Consider the following 24,088-nt stretch of genomic DNA (forward strand, 5'->3'; position numbering starts at 1 on the left):
ACAAGGGAAATGGCAGGCGCTCCCCACACCAAGACCAGTCTGAAAGTTGTCCCTCTCAATCGCGAGACCTTGCAGGACCGGGTCTATCGCCGGGTCTGCGATCTCATTCTCGACGGCGAGATCGCGCCGGGCCAGCTCGTCACCATCCAGTCGCTGGCCGATGCCTGCGAGGTCAGCCACATGCCGGTGCGCGAGGCGCTCAAGCGCCTGACCGCCGCCAAGGCCCTGACGGTGGTGTCGGGCCGCTCGATCGGCATTCCGCGGCTCAACCGCGCGAGCCTCAACGACCTGCGCAATGTCCGCCGCGAGATCGAGGGGTTGGCCGCGACCTGGGCGACGCGCAACATCACCGATGCGGAATTGCTCGGCATCGAGGACGTCTATCGCAAGCTCGGGCTGGCCAATGCCAAGGGCGATGTCCGCTCGTTCCTCCGGGCCAACCACGCTTTCCATTTTGCCATCTATCGCGCCGCGCGCTCCGAGAGGCTCATCACCATCATCGAGGATCTCTGGCTGCAGATCAGCCCGTATTTCAACCTGCTGCGCGGCTCGGGCAACTATGAAGTCTCGAACACCCATCACCAGGTAATGGTCGACGGGTTGAAGGCGCGCAACGAGAAGCAGGTCGCCGATGCGGTGCGTGCCGATATCGAGGATGCCTATCAGGTGCTGCTCGGGCTGGTGAGCCCGTGAAATAGTGCAAGAGGAGCGAACCCCGAAGTGGTTCGCTCCTCGCCTACATCATCAGAGCCAGATCCAGAACCCAACTCGCCTGCGGCGGCAACGGCTGCGGTAACGCCAGCCGTTCCAATAACGCCGGCAGTAATTGCGCCAGCGATACCGCCGATGGCGGCGGCGACGTCTGCGACGGCGCCGATAGTAATATTGCGCAAGCTGTACGCCTTCCTCCGACGCCTCGCTGCCTTCCGGGCCTGCTTTCAGCTCTTCGAGATCGGGAAGGACATTCGAATCTGGCGCGGGATCATTCGGTCGCAGACCTACCAATGCCTCGGCCTGGGGCGGCAGCATAACGGCAAGTGCGCCCGCGCCGGCGATGCCAAACAGACTCTTTACAAGCACTCTTCGATCCATTCCCAAACTCCTCCAGACAATGTTCACGAACGGCGGAACACTAACGAGGCGGCAAAGGGAATGTTCCAGATTGCACGCAAATTCGACCCAAATTCGCGAGAGTCGCGGGAACAAATTTTTGTGTGGTGATTACTTAGAGGCAGCCGGCGAGTTCGGCGCGCTGCTTGATGAGCGACTGCACGATATCGATCGTCGGTGTCGGCGTCTGGGTGAGACGGCCAAGCTCCTGCACCGCCGTCACCAGCGCATCGACCTCCATCGGCCGGCCGAGCTCAAGATCCTGCAGCATGGAGGTCTTGTGCGCGCCCACCGCCTCGGCGCCGGCGATGCGGCGATCGACATCGACACCGAAGCTGGCGCCGAGCTTTTTGCCGATCGCCTCGGCCTCGACCATCATGGCGCGGATGATGGCGCGGGTTCCGGGATCGCGGCAGATCTGCTCGAGCGTTCCGCCGGTCAGTGCCGACACCGGGTTGAGCGAGAGATTGCCCCACAGCTTCACCCAGATCTCATTGCGGATCTGCGGGCGAATGGGCGCCTTGAATCCGGCGGCGATGAGCGCCTTGGCCAAACTCGCGGTGCGCTCTGTCTTCTCGCCCGAAGGCTCGCCCAGCGGCAGGCGGTCGCCCTCGATATGACGGATGATGCCGGGCGCTTCGATCTCGGCGGCGGGGTGCACGACGCAACCGATCACCCGCTCGGGTCCGATTCCGTCCCACAATCGCCCTTGCGGATCGACGGCCTCGACCCGCAAGCCTTCATGGACGCCGCCATGCTTGTAGAAATACCACCAGGGGACACCGTTCTGCGCGGTGACCACCGCCGTGTCGGGTCCGAGCAATGGCTTGAGGCTGTCGAGGATGCCGGGCAGCGAATGCGCTTTCAGCGCCAGGAACACGTAATCCTGAGGGCCGAGCTCCTGGGGCTTGTCGGTGGCCTGCACCTTCACCCTGGTCTCGCCGCTTTCGTCCTTGAGCGTCAGGCCGTTCTCGCGCATGGCGGCGAGATGGGGCCCTCGCGCGATCAGGCTTACCTCCGCGTCGCCTTGCCGGGCGAGCCTCGCGCCGACGAGCCCGCCAATGGCGCCGGCGCCAAAGACGCAAATGCGCATCAGCCGAGCCCCAGCTTTGCCGCGAGGCCGATGCGCTGCAATTTTCCAGTGGCGCCCTTCGGGATCTCGTCGAGGAAGACGAGCTTGCGCGGCACCTTGAATCCCGCGAGCCGGCTCGCCGCGAAGTCTCTGATCTCGCGCTCGCTCGCCGTTTGGCCTTCCCGCAGCACGACGGCCGCGGCGACCTCTTCGCCGAGCTTGTCATGCGGCATGGCGAAGGTCACGACCTGCTGCACCGCCGGATGATCCATCAGGACCTCGTCCACTTCGCGCGGCGACACCTTTTCGCCGCCGCGATTGATGATCTCCTTGAGCCTGCCGGTGATGCGCACATAGCCCTCACCATCCATTGTGCCCTGATCGCCGGTATGGAACCAGCCATGGGCGAAGGCTTCCGCATTGGCCTTCGGGTTGTTCTCGTAGCCTTTGGTGACATTGGGGCCGCGGATGACGATCTCGCCGGTCTCGCCGGCCTCAAGCAGCTTGCCCGCATTGTCCATGATGGCGACGTCGGGTCCCGCCGCGAGGCCGACGCTGCCGGCGATGCGCTTCAAGGGCGGCAACGGATTCGAGGCCATCTGATGCGCCGCTTCCGTCATGCCATAGGCTTCGATCACCGGACAGCCGAAGACGCTTTCGAGCTCGGCCATCACCTGCGGCGGCAGCGATGAGGAGGAGGAGCGGACGAAGCGCAGCTTGGCCTTTGCGATGCTGTCGGCATTGCGCGAAGCACGCGAGAGAATGGCCTGATGCATGGTCGGCACGGCCGTGTACCAGGAGGGTTCCGCCTCATCGAGCAGGCTGAAGAAATTGAGGGCATTGAAGCCCGGCGTGCAGAAGATCGAGGCGCCGGCCGAAAGCGAGGAGAGCACGGCGGCGATGAGGCCGTGGATATGGAAGAGCGGCATGACATTGAGGCAGCGATCGGCGTTGGTCAGCGCCAGCGATGCACGTATATGCCGCGCCGAGGCCGTGACATTGACCTGGCTCAAGGGCACGATCTTCGGACGTGATGTCGTGCCGGACGTATGAAGGATGAGCGCGATGTCGTCGGGCTCCGCCGGTCCTTCGAGCTTCGCCTTGCCGAGACTCTGGCCCTCGAGGCGGAAATCGCCGGCGGCCGTCGCCTTGTCGGTGACGAGGCGCAGCACCGGAATGCCGAGCTGCCTGGCCGCCTGCTCGGCCGCCGCATGGCCTTCGGCATCGACGATCAGCGCCTTGGCAGCGAGATCCTTGAGATAGAAATCGAGCTCCTCGACCTTGTAGGCAGGGTTGAGCGGCGCCGTCGTGGCGGCGGCACCGATCGCGAGGAACGCCGTCGCCATTTCGGGACCGTTGGGCAGCACGATGGCGAGCCGGTCGTTGCGGCCGATGCCCAATGCGTTCAAGGTCTTCGTCGTTGTGGCCGCGAGCCGTCGCAACCCCTCATAGGTCAAGGCCGGACGACCGGGAGCTGAAATGGCGGGGGCATCACCAGAACCGCACCCGAAGAGCTCGCTCAAGGTGCGGAAATCATCGGCCATCATGAACCTCGCTGGACATTGTTTGGGCTGTCCAGCTTCTCAAAGCGGGGAATTGGCCTTTTGTCAAATTGGCGCAGCGTCGCAAAGTTGGGCGGCGCGCTATTTCTTCCGCCCGCCGCCGCCCTTCTTGGCGGGCGCCGGCTTGTCGCTCGACTTGTCGCCCTTCACGCTCTTGCGCAGCGCATCCATGAGGTCGACGACATTCGAGCCCTTCGGCCGGTCTTCCTCGGCCTTGACGACGAGCTTCTTGCCTTTGGCCTTCTGCTGGACGAGCTCGTTCAATCTGACCGCATAGGTGTTGTGGAACTGGCCGGGATTGAACTTGGAGGTATTGTCGGCGATCAGCTTGGTGGCGAGATCGACCATTTCGGGATCGACCTTGGCTTCCGGGATGTCGGCGAAATATTTGTCCGCCGCCCGGATCTCATTGGCATAGCGCAATATGTAGAGTGCAAGGCCCTCATCGAGCGCGCCCACCGCCGCCAGATATTCCCGGCCCGACATGGTGATCTGGCCGATGCCGAGCTTGCGTTTCGAGGCAAGCGCTGCCTGGATGACGCGATAGCCCTCGGTCTGGAACTCGTCTTCGGGAATGAGATAATAGGGCGCCTCGAAATAGCGCGGATCGATGTCCTCGACCGACACGAATTCCTGGAGGTCGAGCGTCTTCTTGCTGTCGAGCCGCACCGCATCGAGCTCATCCGGCTCGAGCACGACATAGACATCTTCGCTGACTTGATAGCCCTTGACGATGTCGGCCTCCTCCACCGGGCCGACGCCGGGCACGGTCTTGGTGTAGCTGACCCTTTTGCCGGAAGGCTTGTGGATCTGGTTGAGGCCGGTGCTCGAGGGTTCGACGGCGCTGTAGATCTGAACGCCGACCTGGACCAGCGACAGGCGGATGAAGCCTTTCCAATAGGGACGGCCTGCGGGTGCCATGGCGGTTACTCACTCTCAACGGACAGGGGGTTGCTTACCTAAGGTGATGGTCAAGACGAGCAGCTTAGTCTGGGAACTTTTACAACTTGTGAAGGTTTTTGGCCACCCGTGACCAAGGCCTCTGGCGCAGCAATGATCCATTTCCTCCTTGTCGACCCAAGGGTAGAGTGTCCGCGAGAGCTGCCGAGGCGCGGGGAGGGACGGGTTCCTTGGCAGCCGCCTTCGGACCCATGTGTGGGTCCGAGGGAAATTGCCGGGGGCTCGTGCTTATGTCGGTTTCGCAAAAGGATTCGCCTTCCCTTGCAAGGCGCGCCGCAGCCATTGCGGCGGCGGGCTTCGTCTGCGGCCTCCTGGTCGTGGTGCTGGCGATCGGCAATGCCACATTGCTGGCCCGCGGCGATCTCGCGAGCTCGATCGCCATCATCGTCGGCATCGTCCTGTTTGCGGCCGCGGTGCTGTCCGCCGCCACGACCTTCATCAGCGGCATTCCCGGACAGGTCAGCTCACCGCAGGAGATCTCCGTCGTTGCGCTGGGCACCGTGATCGGCGCGGCCTCGGCTGCCTTTTCATCCGTGCGCGAAGGGCCCGCGTTCCTCGCCACCATCCTCGTCACTATTGCCCTCACCACGGGGCTCGGCGGCCTTGCGATGTTCCTCCTCGGCAAGGGCGGGCTCGGACGGGTCATCCGCTTCGTGCCCTTCCCCGTCTTCGGCGGGTTCCTGGCGATCACGGGCTGGTATTTGCTGATCGGCGGCCTCGAGACGGCTCTCGGACATCACCTGGACTTCCGGCAATTGTCGGTGCTGGCCGAGCCTGTGGCGGCGGCGAAGGTCGGTCTCGCCGTCGCCTTCGTGGTGCTCATCCGGCTGCTCTATGCCCGTGCCGCGTCCAATATGCTGCTGCCGCTCAGCATCCTCATCGTCATCGTTCTGTTCAATATCGTGGTCCTGTCGCTCGGCCCTCCGCAGGCCGAGCTCCAGCAGCTCGGCTGGATCCTGGCCGTGCCGACGCAGGCCGTCGTCTGGCCGCCGGTCGGCTTGGCCGATCTTGCCGCCGTGGATTGGCGCGCCGTCGGGGCCGGCTTGCTGTTCGCGCCCTTCGTCGTGGTGGTGACGGCCGCTGCCGCCATGATGAATGTGAGCGGCATCGAGCTCGAGCTCAAAGGCGATGTCGATCTCAACCGCGAGCTCCGCTCCATCGGCATCGGCAACATGCTGGCGAGCCTCGTCGGCGGCGTCCCGGGTTTTCCCAGCATCTCGAACACGCTGCTTGCCGTCAGGCTCGGCGCGCCGGAACGCGCCGTGGGCCTTGTGACGGGCGCCGTATCGCTCGCCGCGATGCTCTTTGCGCCGCAGCTCCTGGGGCTGGCGCCGGCGCCGCTCTTCGGGGCGCTCCTGATGTGGGTCGGCGTCTCGCGCCTGATCGATTGGGTGATCCTCCCGATCCGCACCTTGCGGCGCAGCGAGCATGCGATCATCCTGATCATCCTTGCGGTGGGCGTCGCCGCCGGCTTTGCCGCCGGCATCATGACGGGTCTGCTCGCGGCACTTTTGCTTTTTGTCTTCGAGTACAGCCGCGTCGAGGGCGTGCGCTTCGTCGCCACCGCGCGCGATTATCAGACCCGCATGCTGTCGGACGAATATCGCGCCTTGATGGAGCATCACGGCGCCTCGATCGTGATCATGAAGCTCTCCGGCTTCGTCTTCTTCGGCACCAGCGACCGCATCATCCAGCGCATCGCCAACAGTGTCGCCGCAGGCACTGGGGTGCCGGTGCGCTTCATCATTCTGGATTTTCGCCGCGTATCCGGCATCGATTCCTCGGCGATCATGAGCTTCAACCGGCTGAGGCGGCTGGCGCGCAGCCACGATTTCGTCGTGGTCTTCGCCGGCCTCAACGAGGAGACGTCCGCGCGCCTGCTCAAGGGCGGGCTCGACGTCGGGACACGGCCCTTCCAAGTCGAGCCCGATCTCGAAGCTGCCGTCGAATGGGCGGAGCGGCACCTGTTGGATGCGCATGGGCCGTCTTTGCCATCACCTGCCGCCGCCGACCGATCGCTGGCGAGCTTTCTTGGCGACGAAACCCTGGCGAAGGCCATGCGGCCTTACTTCACCGAGGTCGAATTTGCGCCTGACAGCTATCTGATCGAACAGGGCACGCGCGCCGACGACATTTATTTCATCGAGGCAGGCGAGGGAGTCGTGGTCCTGGAGGCCGCCCACGGTCCGCCGGTCAAGCTGATGGCTTTCGGCAATGGCACGATCCTCGGCGAAATGGCGTTCTATCGCGGCGAGAGGCGTTCGGCCTCGGCCATCGCCAGGAGCCCGATCAAGGCCTGGATGCTGAGCCGCGCCGCGCTGGATGAGATCGAGCGCGAAGTGCCGGCCTTGGCCGCGACCTTCCACTACCAGATCGCCCGCGCGCTCTCGTCGCGGCTGCAAAGCGCCAACCGGCTGATCCGGCTGCTGGCCGATTGAGCGTCAGGGCAGGCTGACGGAGATGTCGCGCATCGCGTTCTTGAGGTGATAGGCGAGGAGCTCGCCGAAGCGCTGGTTGCCCCAGGGCCCGCTCAGGCGCTGCTCGATATCGACATCGGGAGCTTTGTTGCCTTCGATGATGACAGGTCCGGCCGCGGTGATGGCGATGTCCCAGCCGACCATGAACGGAGCTTCGATTTCACGGTGAGCGGAGATCGCGAGCGCCAAGGCTTCATGCCAGAACGGGATAGGCCGTCCCGAGAGCGGCGCGCCGGTGAAGGGATGGCGGTCGAGCCACCCGGTGCGCGCCAACGTACCGCCATCCGTGGCGGGGCCGATCGTGCCGGTAGCCGGATCGACCTTCGCCGCCAGTCCGCCGCGGCAGACATTGTCGACGATGCGCCTCGAATCCCGCGACATGCGCAGCATCGAGAAGATATGCTCCACCTCGCCGGCCTCGTTCAGGAAGGTGTATATCCTGAGAGTGCTCAAGGCGCCGGCGGTGAGGTCGCGCAGTTCCGGATGATTAACCAGGCACTCCTGGATCAGGAGCGGTGCCCAGCGCGACGCGCGGGCCAGATGACGGGCGAGCTCCGGCTCGCTGAGCTGGCGGCGATCTTTCCCCCGGTAGGTGCCGTCGCCATAGGTCCAGCGCTCGGCGCCGTCGCCGCCATTCTCGTTCGCCGGCTTGATGAAGAGGTTCGTCCGCGGCAAGCTCTCGTCCTCGGCATCAGCCCGTCGGAAGATGCCGTTCTCGACGATGCCGAAGATGCGCGGTGTCGGCAAATCGCGATCGCGGCAGAATTGCGCGAAGGCGATCTTGTTGTTCAATAGGCTCGCGCGCTGACGGCGCTGCGGACACTCCAGGTAAAGCCGCTTATAAATGTTGCCGCCGCGCTTGAGCTGTGCCCGCATGACATATTCGTGCACCCGCAGGCGGTTCTCCGGTTCATGCAGCTCATAGTAATAGTAGAGGGCAGGAGACACGCCGTGGACGAATGCGAGGCGCATCTGCTCGGCGAATTGCCTGGCGATGCTGCGGTTGAAACGGCGCTCGATGCGGATGCCGTTGGCGAGCGTGAGAGCGCCGGCGAGCACGACCATGGCCGGCGGCCAGACAAAGACGACGATCGCCCGCTGCACCGCCGGCATGGCCGCCAGTCCATTCAGAAACTCCTTGTGGGAACATTGGGCGATGAAGGCTGCAGGAGAATCCGGATCTTGAAGAGTACTGCTGCGGCAGTAGCGCGCCGGAAAACCATTGAGCGCAAACTGCACCAGCGTTTCGAGGCGCGTAAGCAGGGACTTGCGGGTGTGGGCCATGGATCGTCCCCCCAAGTCAGTTCGCCGACGGCTCGCGCCGCATCGCGGCCCACTTCGTCGCCAATGGCCCGCCCAGGATGATCAGCTCTCCGCCATAGCTCTGGAGGGTCTTCAGGATGAAGGCGATTTCGATCGACCGTTCATGGGCGACGACATAGTCGTTCTCGGTCTTGTCGTCGCCCGGATAGGCGCCGGCGGGATCAGCGAAAAGGTCGATGCCGGCGATGATGAGGCGGGCCGGATTGAGCGCGACGGCGGTCGCGAGCATGGTCGCCCCGTTCGTCGGACGGACACCGTCGCAATCGAGCTCGCCCAGGACGCCAAGGCGCTCGAGGGTCACGAAGCGCATGGGGCGGCAGAGCGGATTGAAGATCTGATGGGTGACGAGATGCGCCTCCGCGAGCCGGGTCTGGAAGGCGAAGATCGGCTTGCTGCGGACGGTGAACAGTGTTCGCTTCTGCCCCGTGAACACCATCTGCGGACGGCAATGGCGGCCGCGCTCGAGCCAGCGATGATTGACGCGGAAAAGACAGTCGAACTCATGTCGGGCGAGGGCGGGGTCCTCGCATGACGGGCCATTGCCGAGACAGAGGATGGTTTGTGGATGGCCCAGCCGCTCATTGAGCTCCGCCAATGTCTCGACGCGTCTGGCCCGCATGCCGAGCGCGGTGCGGCCGATCGGGCTGTCGAGCCGCTCCGCGATCAGCGTCTGGAGCAGGCTGCGGGCGGGCGGCCGTCGCCCCATGAGAAAATTGAGGCGCTCGATCGCGAGCGGATGCGGGACCGGAATAGGCAAAGCCTCGATGATCTTGTCGCGCGATATGCCTCTTGCCCGCAGGGCTTGCGCAACCGCTACCGCATGCGGCAGCCAAAGATCGACGAAATTCAATGTGTCGGCGCCGATTTCCTGCAGGCTTGCCGCGGTGACGGCGATGCCGATGCCGAGCTTGTAAGCTTCCTTCACCAGGCTGTGCGGCAGAGGGTTGAGGCCATCGATGCCGATGACGAGCCTGACGCGCGAGGTCAGGAGAAAGATCAGGCTGCTCAGGCGATTGTTCCACGGCGGATCGACGATGGCCGCCTCGCCGAACTGCTCGATCAGATCGCGCCGCGCGGCGCTGTTGCCGGGAATGAACAGGAAGGACAGCCTTTCCCGGCGCATGGACGCGAGCAGCGGTTCGAGCCTGGCATAGTCCAAGCGGTCCGGCACCGAGACGAGGATGCAGCGATTGAACGGAGTGGGCAGCCAACCGCTCCGTCGCCACGCGGATTGCCGGCTAGGAAGGGCGACCATCTTGCCCTCCGGGCCCGTTGCCGAAGCTCCGGGCCTCCGTCAGCATGTGCTCCCAGCGGGCATTGAACAAATCGAAGACCGCCGGCTCATTGTCGGCGACGACAAGGATTTCGTGATTGAGCAAACGCGATGTCAGCGTGAGGTTCATGCTGCCGAGGAGCACGCGCTGAAAGCCCTGCGCCGCGAGCAGGATGAATTTGCTGTGCATCGGGAAGCCGAGCGGATGAGCATAGCGAAGGAATCCTGCGCCTTGCGCCGTGATGCGCTCTTCGATCCGATGCGGCACGCGCCGCAGCGTATCGTGCGCGATCACCTCGACGGTGGTTCCGTCTCGCGCCAGGCGGGCAAGGACGCGCGCCAGATGCCCGTCACGGAAATGCGACACGGCGATGCGCACCCGCTCATAGGGCCGCTCGCTCATCAGCCGCGAGACGACGGACGCGTCCGATCGGGGAAAGTAGAAAATGCTCAACTGTCCGCCCGTCAAGTCTTCCTTGGCGGAGCCGGTATAGTGCTCCAGCATGTGCCACTTGCCGGTGTAGAGCGAGAGGACATGCTGCTTCAGGCTCTCGACGACCGGCGGCTCGTCGAGCGCGGCCAGGTAATTATGCCCGCGATCCTGATCGCCGATCTCGCGGATGACGATCGGGTCTTCCGGCATGTTTCCCGATGGATTGAACGAGCCGACGAAAGCGAAGGGCGTCGGATGGCTGAAGACATAGATCTTCTCATGCAGATGTGCCGGAAGCAGATGGTGTATGGGACGCAGGCCTTCCCCCAGCCCGTCTTGGGAAGCGAGTCTTTGGCGGACCATGTCATTGGCGGAGCGCACCTTGGGGGACGCTTCGAGGCAGAGCCTGACGCGCACACCTCTGTGCCGGGCGCGAATGAGAGCCTCGGCCAAGGCGAGATCGCGGAAATAGTATGTCGACCACACGATTTCGCCGCCGCGAGGCACGTCGTCCACGTGCCGCGCCAGCAGATCGCGCAAGAAGCCGGCCGGCTTGTCGGGACCACCAAAGAAAACCCGTGTCATGCACACTGCCTTTCGGTGCTGGGTTCGGCCGTCCCGAGCTTCTTCCATGTCACGCGATACGATGATCGACCGCGGTTGCTCCGCGGCCGTAAACGGGTGAGAATTTTGCGATGATCAGATTGGGCAGGTCGGGTGCAGCGAAGGCTCTTGCCTGGCGCGGCGCGCGACGTGGTTGGGGAGCGATCGACATTCTCGGATCAATCTCCGTCTCCCGCCCATCGGAAAGAGTAGTCGAAACAGCGCGCCGGCGGTATTTACAAAGAGGTAATTAAAATTACGACAGAAGCCCGGCGCTATGGCTGACGCTTTCGCCAACAGTATGGTGACGTTCTAGCGATAGAGATCCGCATAGGTCTGGCGCAGGATATTCTTCTGCACCTTGCCCATGGCGTTGCGCGGCAGATCGTCGATGAAGATCACTTGCTTGGGCAGCTTGAACTTGGCGAGCCGGCTTTCGAGCGTCTTGACGATGTCCTTTTCGAGCACGTCCTTGCCCGAGCGCACCACGACGGCCGTGACGCCTTCGCCGAAATCGGGATGCGGCAGGCCGATGACGGCCGATTCGACGACGCCTGCGATGCTGTCGATCTCGCTTTCGACTTCCTTCGGATAGACGTTGAAGCCGCCGGTGATGATGAGGTCCTTGCCGCGGCCGACGATCGACACATAGCCTTCTTCGTCGATGCGGCCGAGATCGCCGGTGATAAAGAAGCCGTCGCGACGGAATTCGGACGCCGTCTTTTCCGGCATGCGCCAATAACCCTTGAAGACATTGGGACCGCGCACCTCGATCATGCCGATCTCGCCGGTCGACAGCGGCTCGCCACTTTCGGGATCGCTGATGCGCACCTCGACGCCGGCGAGCGGCCGTCCGACCGTGCCGGCGATGCGCTCGCCCTCGTAAGGGTTCGACGTGTTCATATTGGTCTCGGTCATGCCGAAACGCTCGAGTATGGCGTGACCGGTGCGCTCGCGGAATTCGCGATGCGTGTCGGCGAGAAGCGGGGCCGAGCCCGAGATGAAGAGGCGCATATGGGCGGTTGCTTCGCGGGTCAGCCCCTTATGCTGCAGAAGCCTTGTGTAGAAGGTCGGAACGCCCATCATCGTCGTGGCCTCGGGCATGAGCCGCATCACGTCGGCGGCGTCGAATTTCTGCCGGAACAGCATCGTGCCGCCGGAGAGCAGCAGCGTGTTCGTGGCGGTGAAGAGCCCGTGAGTGTGATAGACCGGCAAGGCATGGATGAGGACGTCGCTTGCGCTGAAGCGCCAGGTGTCGATGAGGGTGAGCGCGTTGCTGGTGAGATTGCCGTGGGTGAGCATGGCGCCCTTGGAGCGCCCAGTCGTGCCTGATGTATAGAGAATGGCGGCGAGATCGTCCCAACCGACCTTGGCATCCGTTAAGTCCTTGGGTTGCGCCCGTGACTTGTCCATGAACGTGCCGTCGCCCGTGATGCCGAGGGAGAGCATGGTGCCGACCTTATGGCGCTTGCCGAGATCTGCCATCGCCTCCAACCGCTCCGGCATGACGATCATGGCGGAGGGTTCGGCATCGCCGGCGAAGTAATCGACTTCCGCGAGCGTATAGGCGGTGTTGAGCGGCAGATAGATGGCGCCGAGCCTGGCGCAGGCCAGGAAGAGCGTGATGGCCTCGGGGCTTTTCTCGACCTGGACGGCCACGCGGTCGCCGGTCCGCACACCGCTCGCGGCGAGCGCGCTCGACATCTGGCCGGCCAGCGCCCAGATCTCGAGGAAAGTGAAGTTGCGCCCGTCGCCGTTCCTGATGAAGATCTTGTCGGGGGACTTCATCTTGTGACGCACCAGCGCCGGCAGGTTGCGCAGCTGCGGATCGTCGGCATAGGACCAGTTCATCGGCGGTTGGCTCTCTTCTTTCCCGGCTTTTCGGAGCCGAGGAGATTCTGGACATTGCGGGCTATCGCCGCGGATGTGTCGCTTGCCAGAATTTTCCTGACCGCGGAAGAGTGCACGACGTCCCCGCTGTCGGCGTAGATTTCATGGTTCTTTTCGATGGCCGGGAGGTCGTAGAGATAGTTGACCATGACGCCATGCGACTGGCGCAGTCCCCGGGGCGAAAGATCCGCCGAAGCATGGATGCGCTCGAGCCTGGCGCCATTGCCGAGATGGAATCTGGCCACAGGATCGAGAGGCCTTCCGTTCGCGGCCTTCGCCTGCACCAGATAGATGGCCGCGGCCTGCTGGAGGAGGGGCGCGATCTCGGCTCTCGTTTCCGGATGCTCGTGCCAGTCCTTCTCGTCGAGTGCCGCGAGCCGGTCGAGATTCGGCAAGGAGGCGAGTGCTGTGGCACCATCCTGCCGCTCGGTCTTGAGCCAGGAGGCGAAGCCCGGCAGCGGCGAGAGCGTGACGAAGGTCTTGAGCCTAGGCATGTCGCGCAGCAATTCCTCCACCACCTGCTTGATGAGGAAATTGCCGAAGGAAACGCCCTTCAAGCCGACTTGCGTGTTCGAGATGGAATAGAAAACGGCCGTATCGGCGGAACTGAGATCGATCGCGGCGCGATCCTCGCTCAAGAGCTGCCCGATATCGCCGGGAATGCCGGAGGTGAGAGCGATCTCGACAAAGATCAAAGGCTCATGCGGCATCTGCGGATGAAAGAAGGCGAAGCAGCGCCGGTCTTGGGGCTTGAGCCTCCGGCGCAGGTCGTCCCAATCCTTGATCTCGTGCACCGCCTCGTAATGGATGATCTTTTCGAGGATGTCGGCGGGCGACGTCCAGTCGATCGGGCGCAGGAGCAGGAAGCCGCGGTTGAACCACGAGGCGAGGAGATGGACGAAATCGGCATCGACCGCGGCGAGCGAGGGGTTGGACTTCACGAGGCCGAGCAGCGTTTCGCGCATGTCGACGAGGGCGGCCGTGCCGCCGGGCGCCAGATTGATGCGGCGCAAGAGCTCCTGGCGCAAGGGCTCGGCGGCCTCGTGCAGTTTCTGTGCTGCTTCCGGCGTCGGCTCCGCCTGCCAGGCCGTGACGGCTGCGGCAAGCGCCTCCTTGTCGGGCCCGAAACGCTCCGCCAGCATTTCGAACCAGGCATGGCGGGCTTGCATGTCCATGATCTTCCACTGCTCGACCAGGCTCTGCGCCAAAGCGACGCCCGAGGCTTCGCCCTTGGTCGAGATGAGGCTGGCGGCGAGCTCGCCCATCCGTGCCGGCGATGACGCATCGGATGCGGTCGGCCTGCCGAGCCACTGCCGGCCGCGTTCGGCAATCTTGGTGAGGAGATCGCTCCAAAAGGCATTCTCTTGGCGAATAGTGGTCATGCCCGTCTCCCAGCGCTTGGCCAATATTCGCCTAGATATGGGAAGAGCAGAAGCGGTTTGCACAATCTGAGCTAAGATGTCGCTTCGGAGCGGTGCAGAAGGGCAGGGGTGAGGGCGATCGCATGAAAATCGCGACTTTCAACGTGAACGGCATCAATGGCCGGCTTCAGGTCTTGCTCCGCTGGCTTGCGCAAGCCCAGCCGGATGTGGTCTGTCTGCAGGAATTGAAAGCATCCGACGACAAGTTTCCGCAAGGAGCGCTCGAGAAGGCGGGCTATGGCGCCATCTGGCAGGGGCAGAAGAGCTGGAACGGGGTCGCGATCCTGGCCCGCGGGGCGGCACCCTTGGAAACCCGCCGCGGTCTTCCCGGCGATCCTGACGACAGTCATAGCCGCTATATCGAGGCCGCCATCGACGGCATCCTGATCGGCTGCCTCTATATGCCGAACGGCAATCCGGCGCCGGGACCGAAATTCGACTACAAGCTCAAATGGTTCGAGCGTCTCATCGCCCATGCCGGGGAGTTGCAGGCCGCGAAGCTGCCCGCTGTCCTGGTCGGCGACTATAATGTCATGCCGGCGGATATCGACGTCTACAAGCCGGAGCGCTGGGTGGACGATGCGCTTTTCCGTCCCGAAGTGCGCGACGCCTTCCATCGTCTCGTGGCGCTGGGCTGGACGGATGCCCTGCGCCGGCTTCATCCGACCGAGCGCATCTACACATTCTGGGATTATTTCAGGAACGCCTTTGCCCGCGATGCCGGCCTGCGCATCGACCATTTCCTGTTGAGTGGCGCCCTCGCAAGACGCCTCACGGCGGGCGGCGTCGATCGCGCGGTGCGCGGTTGGGAAAAGACGAGCGATCACGCTCCGGCCTGGATCGAAATAGGGGATCAGACCTCACGCCGCGCGCCGCCGGCGAAGAAAGGACTGACGTCAAAGCGCCGGATCCCGCGCTGACCGGCCGAAAATTTTCTCTGTCAGAAATCCTCCGGCACGGCGATGAGGCCGGAGCGGTATTTCTCGGTCTTCGTCCACCGCGGTGCGCCGCCCGTCGCCAGCGGATTGAACGGCGCCACCTCGATATTGTCCTCGGCGATCATCTGGCGCATCGAGTGGGCTTCGATCACGTCACCGCTCCGGCCCGGGAAGACATGGTAGCCCGCATGGGCGATGCCGACGAATATTGGCACGTTCTTGAATGCCGGAGGCTGGACCTTCTTGAAGCCCACCAGGGCCGTGGAATTGTCGACCTTGGCATCGTAGTAGACACCCTGATTCTTGACGCTCGCATGGCGCAGCGCGTGGCCGCCCCAGACCGGCATCCATTTGCGTCCCGGCTTCAGCGGGGTCAACGCCTGGTCCTCCGCATCCCACTCGGCATTCTTGGAAGGGTCGGGATTCCAGTAGTAGATCTTCCAGCCGAGCTGCTGAAGCATGATCTGAAGATCGGTGCCGTAGAGCTTCTCGTCGATTTTTAGTTGATTGTCGATCTTCTTCCAGGTCGGCGCCATGCCGGTGGCATTGAAGCCGCGCTCCATGGATTGCATGGCAAGGAGAATGCAGGCGGTGGCAACCTGTTGATCCGCCAGGAAAGTCGGCTTACCGAACTTCTTGAGCTGCCGGACGCGCAGCTCGTGAGTGCGGTGCTCGGGCTTGCGGTCGCCATAGTACTTGGAAACGCCCCATTTCTTGAAAAACGCCTTGTGGTCGGCATAGACCCAATCGAGGAAATCGGCCGCGGCGTCGGTAAAAGTGTCGAGCGTGTTGCGATGCTTGCTGATTTCCGCCGCCGTGAACATGTTCTTCGGTACTGACGAAGCCATGGCCGTCTCCTCGCCTGTGTCTGGGGCGACATTAACCCAAGGAAAAAGCGGTTTGCTGTGAGTAATGTCACATATTGCGTGTCCGACGTCGCCTAGGGTAAGCCTGAGGGGGCTGGCTCTATTTCGATGGAGATGCGCATGCCAGGGCTGAAGGATCTTGTGTCGGTTCCAAGCGGCGTCAATCAAGGTCTGAGCGGAACCCGCAATGCTTTTATGCTGTCGCTGCTCGGTAATCCGCGCCAGAACTATGCGCAGGACTGCCGGCCGATGACCAACGCGAGCCTGAAGGCCCGGATCGTGTCGGGCGTCAGTGTCGGGCCCTTCAAGGTCACGGGCTTCGATCTCGCCGTCGAGTCGTTGAAAAAAGTGATGAACGATATCAAGGCCGAGCAGCCGAATGTGCATGCCGCATTGGGCACCGCCGGAATGCTGTGCTGCCGGCTGGTGCGGGGCTCGGCGTCCTCTGTGAGCAATCATTCATGGGGCACGGCTATCGATCTCACGATCGGCGGCGTGCTCGATGCCCGCGGCAACAACAAGGTCCAGTTCGGCCTTACCCTGATTGCGCCGATTTTCAACCGTCACAAGTGGTTTTGGGGCGCGACATTCCCGACCGAAGACGGGATGCATTTCGAAATCAGCCAGCAGCTGCTAAAGAGGTGGCATGACGACGGGTTGCTCCTGCCTGGCCACACGCCGGCTTCGACGGTCAAGATGATGATCGGCGATCGCGGAGAGAACATTGTGGAACTGCAGAAGCGGCTCAACAAGCTGGGCGCGCAGCTTGGGCCGGATGGCATATTCGGACAGGCGACCCATCGCGCGGTGATCGCATTCCAAGGGAGGGAGGGTCTTTCCCCAGATGGCATCGTCGGAAAGGCTACCTGGAATCGCCTGGTGGCGCTCACGCCATAAGTCGGTCAAGTTGGCCGGCAGCGCTCTGCTTGCCGCCCATGCGATGCTTGTCGGCGGCGCGGCGCTGGCGGCGCGATGCGCGGATAGCCTCTACACATCGGTCGGCGAAGCGGCATGCAAGCCGGTCGCGGTTCTCGATGCGGGACGAAGGATCGTCTCGGGCCAAGGCGAGTTCGCCTTCGAATGCCAGGCGCCGCCGGGATTGAAGCTGTTCCTCGTCACCGACGATGCCCGCTCATGGTATGCGCTCGAGCTCAAGGGAAAGATGCATTCGCTGGAGCAGGCGATAGCCTATGAGAATCCCCCTGGCCATTTCCCCAATGTCGGCAAAGGCGACAGAGTCGAGTGGAGGCTGGAGAATACCAGTCCGGTCGGGCTGATATTCCGCACATCCTATCAGAGCGCCGATGCGAGCAAGTCCTTCTCGCGCCTCTTCGCCATCGATCTTCGCGGTGAAGAGCCCAAGCTGCTGGGCATGGCTTCCTCGAACGAGGCCGCGCGCGCCATGATCGATCGATGTAAAGACTAACCGGCTGGCGACGCGACGGAACTTTTGCTCGCCCGTATCGCTTGATGATTCCGTTCGGGCCCTCTAAAACCCGCAAGCGAAACGGAAGAGTCATGACGTCAAAACCGAGCGAACGCATATCGAGGCGCGATCATCGCGTCGACTTCCTGCGCGGCCTGGCGCTCGCCATGATCTTCATCAATCATGTTCCGGGCAATCTCTACGCCAGCTTCACCACGTCTAATTTCGGCTTCTCGGATGCTGCTGAAATCTTCGTCCTGCTCGCGGGCTTCGCTTCGGCCAACGCCTATTTCACCCGCTTCTCGCGCGGCGAAACATGGGACGCGTCCTTGGGCGCGCTGAAGCGCGCGCTGGTGCTCTATATGAGCCATATCCTGATGACGGTGATGGCGCTGGCGCTGTTCTGCACCGCGGCCATCTTCTTCGCGCGGCCGGGCTATGTCCACGACATGATCTACAATATGGGCCTGACGCCGCTCTTCAAGGATACGGCCTCGGGCCTTGTCGGCATGGTGCTGCTCGGCCATCAGCTCGGCTATTTCAACATCCTGCCCATGTATATGTTCTTCCTGGGTGTGCTGCCGGTCATGATGTGGCTGGCGCGGGTGAGCCTCAAGCTTCTCTTCGCCGTGTCGCTGGCACTCTGGCTCGCCGCCGGCTGGTATGGCCTCAACATCCCGAATTATCCGATACCGGGCGGCTGGTTCTTCAATCCCTTTGCGTGGCAGCTGCTCTTCGTCATGGGCTTCATCGCCGGCCAGTGGTGGCGCGATGGGCGCTTGCCCGCCTTCGACCCGCGGCTCTTCTGGCTGAGTGTCGCCTATCTCGTCTTCTCCTGCGCCTGGATCAAGCTCGGCTATTCGGCGTGGAAGCCCGCCCAAACCCTGATCCCGCAGCATCTGTGGAATTTCGACAAGACCTATCTCGCTTTGCCGCGCATCCTTCACATATTGGCGCTTTCCTATGTGGTGATGATCTCGCCCTTCGGCGAATGGTTGCGCCGCATTCCGGCATCGAACCCGCTCACCGTCATGGGGCGCCATTCGCTCCCCGTCTTCTGCACGGGCTCGCTCTTCGCCACGGCGGGCGCCATCCTGCGTTACGAATGGGGCGGCGGCGTCTTCCGCGACACGGTGATCATCCTGACCGGCTTCACCATCCCCATGCTGGTGGCTTACTCGCTCGACGCCGGCCGCTCCGTGCCGCGCACTCGCACTGCACAGGCGACGACGTAGAGAATCAGGGCATGAGGCGTGCCCTCAGACGCGGCATCATGAAATCCAGGAACGCGCGCAATTTGGCGGGCAGGAACCGATTGGGCGAGTACACAAAGCTGACCGGAAGCGGTGGCGGCTGGAAGTCCTGCAGCAGCGGCGTGAGCTCTCCGGATTTGATCGGCTCGGCGACATGGTAGGAAAATGCCTCGGTGATCCCGATGCCTGCGCGTGCTGCGTCGCAGGCTGATTCAATACTGCTCACGACGAGCCGCGATCGCACCGGCACGGCATAGTCGCTCTGGCCTCGTTTGAATCTCCACAGGGTCGGCGACTGAAGCGGTGGATAGCTGATCAAATCATGCGCGGTGAGATCATCCGGCGATCCGGGCGTCCCGCGAGATCTCAAATAGGCGGGGCTGGCGCAGACCACACGGACGGTTTCCCCGATCCTCACCGCGATCAGGCTGCTGTCGGCAAGAGTCCCGAGGCGAAGCCCGACATCGACGTGCTCTTCCAGAAGATTGACCGTCCGATCCTGCAAGTTGAGCTGAACATCGACTTCCGGAAATGCCGCCAGGAACTCCGTCAGGACCGGTTGCAGGTAGAAACGGCCGAGAGCGACGGGGGCGGATATGATCAGGTCTCCCCGCGGCGTCGAGTACTCGCCGGAGGCGGCGCGCTCGGCTTCGGCGATGTCGGCGAGAATCCGCTTCGCGGCGGCGATATAGGAGCGCCCCGCGTCCGTCGGCACGAGCGCGCGGCTCGAGCGGTTGAACAGCTTGGTCTCGAGATGCGCTTCGAGCTCGGACACCTTCCGGCTGACTGTTGCCAGGGGCGTTTTCTGCCGACGCGCCGCGGCCGAGAGGCTGCCCGCCTCGGCAACCGCCAGGACGATCGACATGGCCTCGAACCGATCCATAATTCATTCCATTTTATGGAAGGATACATCTCGATTTTACCAGATACACAGGGATTTTGGAAGGGGGTATCGAGAGATCCAGCAAGGAAAAACAACCGGCCACAGGAGATCGACATGACGAAGATCCAGTCCACGGGCACCGCCGTCATCACCGGCACATCGGCCGGCATCGGCGCAATCCATGCCGGCCGGTTCGCAAACAATTCTTACCTGATTGGCGTTCTCGCAGCTCTTTTTGGAGCTCTTGCCTGGTCCCTCAACTTCGTCGTTCCATTTGTCATTGGTGATTACTCAATCTTTGACTTCGCGTTGTTCCGCTTCGTGATTCCAGCGGCGCTCGGGATGCTGTTTCTCTTGTTCAAGAGGGATGCAACACGCGCTCTGACCAAGAGCGATTGGCTGACGGCTTTCCTTCTTGGGTTCATTGGATATCTCGCCTATTTCCTGACGGTCGCCGGCGCCGCAATTTTTGCAGGGCCCGTGATAGCGCCCGCGTTTCTCGGTTTGGTTCCCGTCGTCCTGGCGATCGCCGGCAATCTGAGCCGGAAAGTAGTTTCCTGGCGCGCCCTGTCATTTTCAGTTTTGCTGACGATGGTCGGTCTCGCTTTCGTCAATGCCAGCATATTCGATGTGACGAGCATGGCGACGGCTCGATCGCCCGCAATCGGCATCCTGTTGGCGATTGCCGCTGTCGGGCTTTGGACTTGGTTCGGCCTCGCCAATCAACGCGCGCTCGCCGCACGGCCTGGCATCGATGCCCATATCTGGACCGCCCTGATACTGGCCGGCGGCGGATTGGAAATGCTGGCCTTTGGTCCCATCGGCCTTGCATTGGGTGTCTTCAATATTCCGCAGCTCGGACTGGGCTGGGAGAATGCGGCGCCCCTCTATTTTTGGGGCACTGCACTGGCGATCTTTGCATCGATTGGTGGCGCCCTGGCATGGACGTTTGCTTCGCAAAGACTTCCGGTGGCGCTTTCCGCTCAACTGCTCGTGTCGGAAACCATATTCGGGACGATATTCGGCCTGGCCGTGCACGGCCGCTTACCGACAATCGTTGAAATGGGAGGTCTCGCCGTTCTGACCGCGGGCGTCATCGTAACGATCCGCGTCTTCCATGGCACGACAAAGGCGTAGGATACGAGTCTCTTCCATTTTCTGGAAGGATATGTCTCGATTTTGCTGGATATCCAGAATTCATGGAAGGGTTTATTCAGGCTTCAGCAACGGAAACAACCAACCGCAGGAGACCCACATGACGAAGACCCAGCCCAAAGGCACCGCCCTCATCACCGGCGCATCCACCGGCATCGGCGCAATCTACGCCGACAGGCTGGCGAAGCGCGGCCATGACCTCATCCTTGTCGCCCGCAACGGGGAACGGCTCGCGTCGCTGGCGCGCCGGATCGCCATCGACACCGGCCGGAAAGTGGAGATCCTCAAAGCCGATCTCACATCACCAGCGGACCTCGGGCGCGTCGAGGACATGCTGCGCAGCAACGCCGGCATTTCCGTACTGGTGAACAATGCCGGCATCGGCGCCGCCGATCCGCTGGTCGCCTCCGACGTCGACAGGATGGAGGACATGATCCGTCTGAATGTCACGGCGCTGACGCGCTTGACCTATGCGGTGGTGCCGGCATTCCTCGCCCGCGGCAACGGCACGATCATCAATATTTCCTCGGCCGTCGCGGTCGCGCCGGAGCTTCTGAACGGCGTCTATGGCGGCACGAAAGCCTTTGTCCTCGCGCTCACCCAGTCGCTCGTCCACGAGATCGCCGACAAGGGTGTGCGTGTGCAGGCCGTCCTGCCGGGCGCCACGGCCACCGAGTTCTGGGACGTCGCCGGCAAGCCGGTTCACCAGCTTCCGACGGAGATCGTAATGTCGGCCGACGATCTGGTCGATGCCGCCCTTGCGGGTCTCGACCTCGGCGAGACCATCACCATCCCGTCGCTGCCGAACCAGGCGGAGTGGGATCGCTACGAGGCACAGCGCCGTGCGATGATGGCCAAGGTTTCGAGCGCCATCGCCGCCCCTCGCTACAACCTGCATCAAGGCCAATAGCTCGGCGCCTGGCGCTGGCTGGAAACAAGGGAGAGAGTCATGAAGGGCGAAATCATCAAGCTGGATCGCCGCCGGTTCCTCGGTCTCGTGGGAGCCGGCCTGGCAGCGGGCGCCGGACCGCTTCTGCCGTCACAATTGGCGGCGGTGCCCGCCGGCGAAGCCATTCGCCCTTTCCGCATCGATATTCCGGAAGCCCAGCTCGTCGATCTGCGCCGGCGCATCGCCGCCACGCGCTGGCCGGATCGGGAAACGGTCAGCGACCGCTCGCAGGGCAATCAGCTTGCAACGCTTGAGGACATCGTTCGCTATTGGGGCACGGACTATGATTGGCGGAAGGTGGAGCGGCGCCTCAATGCGCTGCCCATGTTCATGACCGAGATCGACGGCGTCGACATCCATTTCATTCACATCCGTTCGCGGCATGAAAATGCCCTGCCGCTCATCGTGACGCATGGATGGCCGGGATCGGTGATCGAGCAGCTCAAGATCATCGGCCCTCTCACCGATCCGACCGCGCATGGCGCAAGCGCTGCGGACGCCTTCCATCTGGTGATCCCCTCGATGCCGGGCTTCGGCTTCTCCGGCAAGCCGAAGGAGACGGGCTGGAACCCCGATCGCATCGCCGGCACCTGGGCCGAACTGATGCGGCGCCTCGGCTACACAAGCTATGTCGCCCAGGGCGGCGACTGGGGCTCGCCCGTATCCAGCGCCATGGCGCGCCAGGCGGTGGCCGGATTGCTCGGCATCCACATCAATCTGCCGGCGACGGTGCCGCCCGATATCGCGGGGCTGCTTGCCGGCGGCAGGCCCGCTCCGTCCGAGCTTTCCGACAAGGAGCGCGCCGCGTTCGACGCGCTCGCCACCTTCTACAAGAAATACCGGGCCTATGGCGCGATCATGGGCACAAGGCCGCAGACGATCGGCTACGCCCTGGCCGATTCCCCGGCCGGGCTCGCGGCCTGGATATTCGATTACAACAATGGCGAGCCCGAGCGCCGGCTCGGCAGAGACGACGTGCTGGACAACGTCACGCTCTACTGGCTGACCAATACGGCGACCTCGGCGGCGCGCCTCTATTGGGAGACCGCCGGTCAAAGTGTTGTAATTTCGGCCGCGCAGAAGACCTCCGAGATCGCTCTTCCGGTCGCGATCTCGGTGTTTCCGGATGAGGTCTATCGGGCGCCGGAGAGCTGGGCCCGACAGGCCTACTCGAACCTCGTCTATTTCAACGAGGTCGAGAAGGGCGGACATTTCGCTGCCTGGGAGCAGCCGGCGCTCCTGGCTGCCGAGCTCCGAACCGCCTTCCGATCGCTTCGGCCGGCAAAGTAGTTCCAACGCAACGGAGACTCATGTGAAGAGGCATCGCCGAAAAAGACGAGCCGCTTTTGGTACCGGGCAAGTGAACCACAGGAGCTGAACATGAATATCCAAGCGCGCAGCCTATTCGCAGGCCTGGCAATGCTCTCTGCTTCCATCGCATCGGGATACGCTGAGGATGCTCCTCGGAAAGCCGATATCGGCTTCTTCGAGATCGACAAGGACATCACGCTCAGAAGAATGGTGGTGCAGAGCGCCAGACCGAAGGGGACCGTTCTCTTCCTGCATGGATTTCCGGAGACCCTGTACGCCTGGAAGGATTTGGCACTCGCCCTCGGCGATACTTATGAAGTCCACGCTTTCGATTGGCCGGGATACGGACTTTCCTCGCGGCCGCCCGCGGACAGGTTCTCCTACGCGCCCAAAGACTATGCGTATATTCTCGGTGAATACATAGCGAAAGCCGGCATCGACACGTCCAAGCTCACGATCTATGCAACGGATATCGGGGCCCTGCCGGCGCTTCTCCTGGCGCTCGAGAAACCCGACATCGCAAGAACGATCATCGTCGGCGATTTCGCCCCATTCGACAGGCCCGGCTACATGCACGAGACCCTGCAGAGCCTGAAGGCGGGACCTTCGATGGAAGCGGCCCGCGCCCAGTTCAACCAGCGGCGCGACGATATCCTGGCAAATGCTTTCACGAGGGGCTTGCCCAAGGAAGCCCGCTTCGAGATTTCCGCGGAATTCAAGGCCGACATGTCCCGCGGCTGGAACCAGGGCGCAATGACGACGGCGGACGCTTTCTCCCACTATTACGCGCACTTTACGCGCGACCAGGACCATTTGGAATCGCAACTGGCGAAGCTCGAGACCCGCGTGAAGGTGGTTTGGGGCGAACAGGATCTCTACATTAAGAAAGATATGGGAATCGAGTTCGCCGACAGGATCGGCGCCGAGCTCTCGCTTCTTGCCGGCATCGGGCACTATCCTCACCTCCAGAGTTCCAAGCAGACCGTCGATGAGGTTCGCGCCTCATTCCGCTGAGAACCTCGCCGATATTCCGGTCACAGACAGAGCCGAGTGTTTGCGGTAGTCTCTGCCGATCTGTCAGGCGAGGGAGCAAGCAATGATCAGGAAACTCATGGCCGCAGCTCAGAGCGTGATGACTTGAAAAAGAGTCGGCCCGCCGAAACACCCTCATGCTGAGGTGCGA

Annotated in this window: 21 protein-coding genes; 10 read left to right on the plus strand and 11 right to left on the minus strand. The window is 62.8% G+C overall.

Going from position 1 to position 24,088, the window contains the following annotated elements; genetic code table 11:
- Nucleotides 1–9 precede the first annotated feature (9 nt).
- Nucleotides 10–693, plus strand: a complete 684-nt coding sequence (locus DS839_RS17980; RefSeq protein WP_119271832.1) for a GntR family transcriptional regulator — start codon at nucleotides 10–12, stop codon at nucleotides 691–693.
- Between the two features lie 51 nt (nucleotides 694–744).
- Here DS839_RS17980 and DS839_RS36560 read toward each other — a convergent pair whose 3' ends face one another.
- The 4 genes from DS839_RS36560 to ku all read right to left on the minus strand — a co-directional run bounded on the left by DS839_RS36560 (nucleotide 745) and on the right by ku (nucleotide 4,665).
- Nucleotides 745–1,092 carry a protamine-2 (modular protein) gene (locus tag DS839_RS36560; protein WP_162918628.1) on the minus strand — a complete coding sequence of 116 codons (348 nt, stop codon included), beginning with the start codon at nucleotides 1,090–1,092 and terminating at the stop codon, nucleotides 745–747.
- A gap of 133 nt (nucleotides 1,093–1,225) precedes the next feature.
- Nucleotides 1,226–2,203 carry a 2-dehydropantoate 2-reductase gene (locus DS839_RS17990; protein ID WP_119271834.1) on the minus strand — a complete coding sequence of 326 codons (978 nt, stop codon included), beginning with the start codon at nucleotides 2,201–2,203 and terminating at the stop codon, nucleotides 1,226–1,228.
- Nucleotides 2,203–3,726 (minus strand): acyl--CoA ligase, encoded by a 1,524-nt coding sequence (locus DS839_RS17995; RefSeq protein ID WP_119272072.1) that lies wholly within the window; start codon nucleotides 3,724–3,726, stop codon nucleotides 2,203–2,205. The genes DS839_RS17990 and DS839_RS17995 overlap by 1 nt, the downstream gene beginning before the upstream one ends.
- Before the next feature lie 99 nt (nucleotides 3,727–3,825).
- On the minus strand, nucleotides 3,826–4,665 hold the full coding sequence (gene ku, locus DS839_RS18000; RefSeq protein ID WP_119271835.1) for a non-homologous end joining protein Ku: 840 nt from the start codon (nucleotides 4,663–4,665) through the stop codon (nucleotides 3,826–3,828).
- Nucleotides 4,666–4,934: 269 nt separating this feature from the next.
- Here ku and DS839_RS18005 point away from each other — a divergent pair, with 269 nt between their 5' ends.
- Nucleotides 4,935–7,142, plus strand: coding sequence for a SulP family inorganic anion transporter (locus DS839_RS18005; protein WP_162918629.1), 2,208 nt, complete (start codon nucleotides 4,935–4,937; stop codon nucleotides 7,140–7,142).
- A gap of 3 nt (nucleotides 7,143–7,145) precedes the next feature.
- Here DS839_RS18005 and DS839_RS18010 read toward each other — a convergent pair whose 3' ends face one another.
- The 5 genes from DS839_RS18010 to DS839_RS18030 all read right to left on the minus strand — a co-directional run bounded on the left by DS839_RS18010 (nucleotide 7,146) and on the right by DS839_RS18030 (nucleotide 14,085).
- On the minus strand, nucleotides 7,146–8,465 hold the full coding sequence (locus tag DS839_RS18010; RefSeq protein ID WP_119271837.1) for a sugar-transfer associated ATP-grasp domain-containing protein: 1,320 nt from the start codon (nucleotides 8,463–8,465) through the stop codon (nucleotides 7,146–7,148).
- 16 nt (nucleotides 8,466–8,481) lie between these two features.
- A complete protein-coding gene (locus tag DS839_RS18015) occupies nucleotides 8,482–9,759 on the minus strand; it encodes a hypothetical protein (RefSeq protein ID WP_119271838.1) in 1,278 nt (425 codons plus the stop codon).
- Nucleotides 9,743–10,795: a phospholipase D-like domain-containing protein gene (locus tag DS839_RS18020; RefSeq protein WP_162918630.1), complete on the minus strand. Its 1,053-nt coding sequence runs from the start codon at nucleotides 10,793–10,795 to the stop codon at nucleotides 9,743–9,745. The genes DS839_RS18015 and DS839_RS18020 overlap by 17 nt, the downstream gene beginning before the upstream one ends.
- 330 nt (nucleotides 10,796–11,125) lie before the next feature.
- Nucleotides 11,126–12,601, minus strand: a complete 1,476-nt coding sequence (locus DS839_RS18025; protein WP_438816535.1) for a malonate--CoA ligase — start codon at nucleotides 12,599–12,601, stop codon at nucleotides 11,126–11,128.
- A gap of 59 nt (nucleotides 12,602–12,660) precedes the next feature.
- Entirely contained in the window at nucleotides 12,661–14,085 is a 1,425-nt protein-coding gene (locus tag DS839_RS18030) for a malonyl-CoA decarboxylase (RefSeq protein ID WP_119272073.1), read from the minus strand.
- 122 nt (nucleotides 14,086–14,207) lie between these two features.
- On the opposite strand from DS839_RS18030, the gene xth reads away from it, so the two are divergent.
- Nucleotides 14,208–15,044 (plus strand): exodeoxyribonuclease III, encoded by an 837-nt coding sequence (gene xth, locus DS839_RS18035; protein ID WP_119271841.1) that lies wholly within the window; start codon nucleotides 14,208–14,210, stop codon nucleotides 15,042–15,044.
- A 20-nt stretch (nucleotides 15,045–15,064) separates the two neighbouring features.
- Here the strand turns inward: xth and DS839_RS18040 are convergent, their stop codons facing one another.
- The gene (locus tag DS839_RS18040; RefSeq protein WP_162918631.1) at nucleotides 15,065–15,910 is read right to left on the minus strand and encodes a hypothetical protein; all 846 of its coding nucleotides are present in this window, start codon (nucleotides 15,908–15,910) and stop codon (nucleotides 15,065–15,067) included.
- A 138-nt stretch (nucleotides 15,911–16,048) separates the two neighbouring features.
- Here DS839_RS18040 and DS839_RS18045 point away from each other — a divergent pair, with 138 nt between their 5' ends.
- The 3 genes from DS839_RS18045 to DS839_RS18055 all read left to right on the plus strand — a co-directional run bounded on the left by DS839_RS18045 (nucleotide 16,049) and on the right by DS839_RS18055 (nucleotide 18,589).
- Nucleotides 16,049–16,825, plus strand: a complete 777-nt coding sequence (locus DS839_RS18045; protein ID WP_368911712.1) for a peptidoglycan-binding protein — start codon at nucleotides 16,049–16,051, stop codon at nucleotides 16,823–16,825.
- 10 nt (nucleotides 16,826–16,835) lie between these two features.
- Nucleotides 16,836–17,354, plus strand: coding sequence for a hypothetical protein (locus DS839_RS18050; protein WP_119271844.1), 519 nt, complete (start codon nucleotides 16,836–16,838; stop codon nucleotides 17,352–17,354).
- Nucleotides 17,355–17,446: 92 nt separating this feature from the next.
- A complete protein-coding gene (locus tag DS839_RS18055; protein WP_162918632.1) occupies nucleotides 17,447–18,589 on the plus strand; it encodes an OpgC family protein in 1,143 nt (380 codons plus the stop codon).
- Nucleotides 18,590–18,593: 4 nt separating this feature from the next.
- Here the strand turns inward: DS839_RS18055 and DS839_RS18060 are convergent, their stop codons facing one another.
- Entirely contained in the window at nucleotides 18,594–19,490 is an 897-nt protein-coding gene (locus DS839_RS18060) for a LysR family transcriptional regulator (protein WP_119271846.1), read from the minus strand.
- A gap of 114 nt (nucleotides 19,491–19,604) precedes the next feature.
- Here DS839_RS18060 and DS839_RS18065 point away from each other — a divergent pair, with 114 nt between their 5' ends.
- The 4 genes from DS839_RS18065 to DS839_RS18080 all read left to right on the plus strand — a co-directional run bounded on the left by DS839_RS18065 (nucleotide 19,605) and on the right by DS839_RS18080 (nucleotide 23,919).
- Nucleotides 19,605–20,627, plus strand: a complete 1,023-nt coding sequence (locus DS839_RS18065; RefSeq protein ID WP_368911713.1) for a DMT family transporter — start codon at nucleotides 19,605–19,607, stop codon at nucleotides 20,625–20,627.
- Nucleotides 20,628–20,745: 118 nt separating this feature from the next.
- Nucleotides 20,746–21,555, plus strand: a complete 810-nt coding sequence (locus DS839_RS18070; protein WP_119271847.1) for an SDR family NAD(P)-dependent oxidoreductase — start codon at nucleotides 20,746–20,748, stop codon at nucleotides 21,553–21,555.
- A gap of 39 nt (nucleotides 21,556–21,594) precedes the next feature.
- The gene (locus DS839_RS18075) at nucleotides 21,595–22,884 is read left to right on the plus strand and encodes an epoxide hydrolase family protein (protein ID WP_119271848.1); all 1,290 of its coding nucleotides are present in this window, start codon (nucleotides 21,595–21,597) and stop codon (nucleotides 22,882–22,884) included.
- Between the two features lie 129 nt (nucleotides 22,885–23,013).
- A complete protein-coding gene (locus DS839_RS18080; RefSeq protein ID WP_119272075.1) occupies nucleotides 23,014–23,919 on the plus strand; it encodes an alpha/beta fold hydrolase in 906 nt (301 codons plus the stop codon).
- Nucleotides 23,920–24,088 lie beyond the last annotated feature (169 nt).

The sequence above is a fragment of the Taklimakanibacter deserti genome, assembly GCA_003574785.1.

Bases quoted from the DNA above. Each gene is read 5' to 3' on its own strand.
- DS839_RS18015 (WP_119271838.1), bottom strand. From the start codon at position 9,759: ATGGTCGCCCTTCCTAGCCGGCAATCCGCGTGGCGACGGAGCGGTTGG.
- DS839_RS18030 (WP_119272073.1), bottom strand. From the start codon at position 14,085: ATGACCACTATTCGCCAAGAGAATGCCTTTTGGAGCGATCTCCTCACC.
- DS839_RS18075 (WP_119271848.1), top strand. From the start codon at position 21,595: ATGAAGGGCGAAATCATCAAGCTGGATCGCCGCCGGTTCCTCGGTCTC.
- DS839_RS18025 (WP_438816535.1), bottom strand. From the start codon at position 12,601: ATGAAGTCCCCCGACAAGATCTTCATCAGGAACGGCGACGGGCGCAAC.
- DS839_RS36560 (WP_162918628.1), bottom strand. From the start codon at position 1,092: ATGGATCGAAGAGTGCTTGTAAAGAGTCTGTTTGGCATCGCCGGCGCG.
- xth (WP_119271841.1), top strand. From the start codon at position 14,208: ATGAAAATCGCGACTTTCAACGTGAACGGCATCAATGGCCGGCTTCAG.
- ku (WP_119271835.1), bottom strand. From the start codon at position 4,665: ATGGCACCCGCAGGCCGTCCCTATTGGAAAGGCTTCATCCGCCTGTCG.
- DS839_RS18020 (WP_162918630.1), bottom strand. From the start codon at position 10,795: ATGACACGGGTTTTCTTTGGTGGTCCCGACAAGCCGGCCGGCTTCTTG.
- DS839_RS18010 (WP_119271837.1), bottom strand. From the start codon at position 8,465: ATGGCCCACACCCGCAAGTCCCTGCTTACGCGCCTCGAAACGCTGGTG.
- DS839_RS17980 (WP_119271832.1), top strand. From the start codon at position 10: ATGGCAGGCGCTCCCCACACCAAGACCAGTCTGAAAGTTGTCCCTCTC.
- DS839_RS17990 (WP_119271834.1), bottom strand. From the start codon at position 2,203: ATGCGCATTTGCGTCTTTGGCGCCGGCGCCATTGGCGGGCTCGTCGGC.
- DS839_RS18055 (WP_162918632.1), top strand. From the start codon at position 17,447: ATGACGTCAAAACCGAGCGAACGCATATCGAGGCGCGATCATCGCGTC.
- DS839_RS18045 (WP_368911712.1), top strand. From the start codon at position 16,049: ATGCCAGGGCTGAAGGATCTTGTGTCGGTTCCAAGCGGCGTCAATCAA.
- DS839_RS18060 (WP_119271846.1), bottom strand. From the start codon at position 19,490: ATGGATCGGTTCGAGGCCATGTCGATCGTCCTGGCGGTTGCCGAGGCG.
- DS839_RS18040 (WP_162918631.1), bottom strand. From the start codon at position 15,910: ATGGCTTCGTCAGTACCGAAGAACATGTTCACGGCGGCGGAAATCAGC.
- DS839_RS18080 (WP_119272075.1), top strand. From the start codon at position 23,014: ATGCTCTCTGCTTCCATCGCATCGGGATACGCTGAGGATGCTCCTCGG.
- DS839_RS18065 (WP_368911713.1), top strand. From the start codon at position 19,605: ATGACGAAGATCCAGTCCACGGGCACCGCCGTCATCACCGGCACATCG.
- DS839_RS18070 (WP_119271847.1), top strand. From the start codon at position 20,746: ATGACGAAGACCCAGCCCAAAGGCACCGCCCTCATCACCGGCGCATCC.
- DS839_RS17995 (WP_119272072.1), bottom strand. From the start codon at position 3,726: ATGGCCGATGATTTCCGCACCTTGAGCGAGCTCTTCGGGTGCGGTTCT.
- DS839_RS18005 (WP_162918629.1), top strand. From the start codon at position 4,935: ATGTCGGTTTCGCAAAAGGATTCGCCTTCCCTTGCAAGGCGCGCCGCA.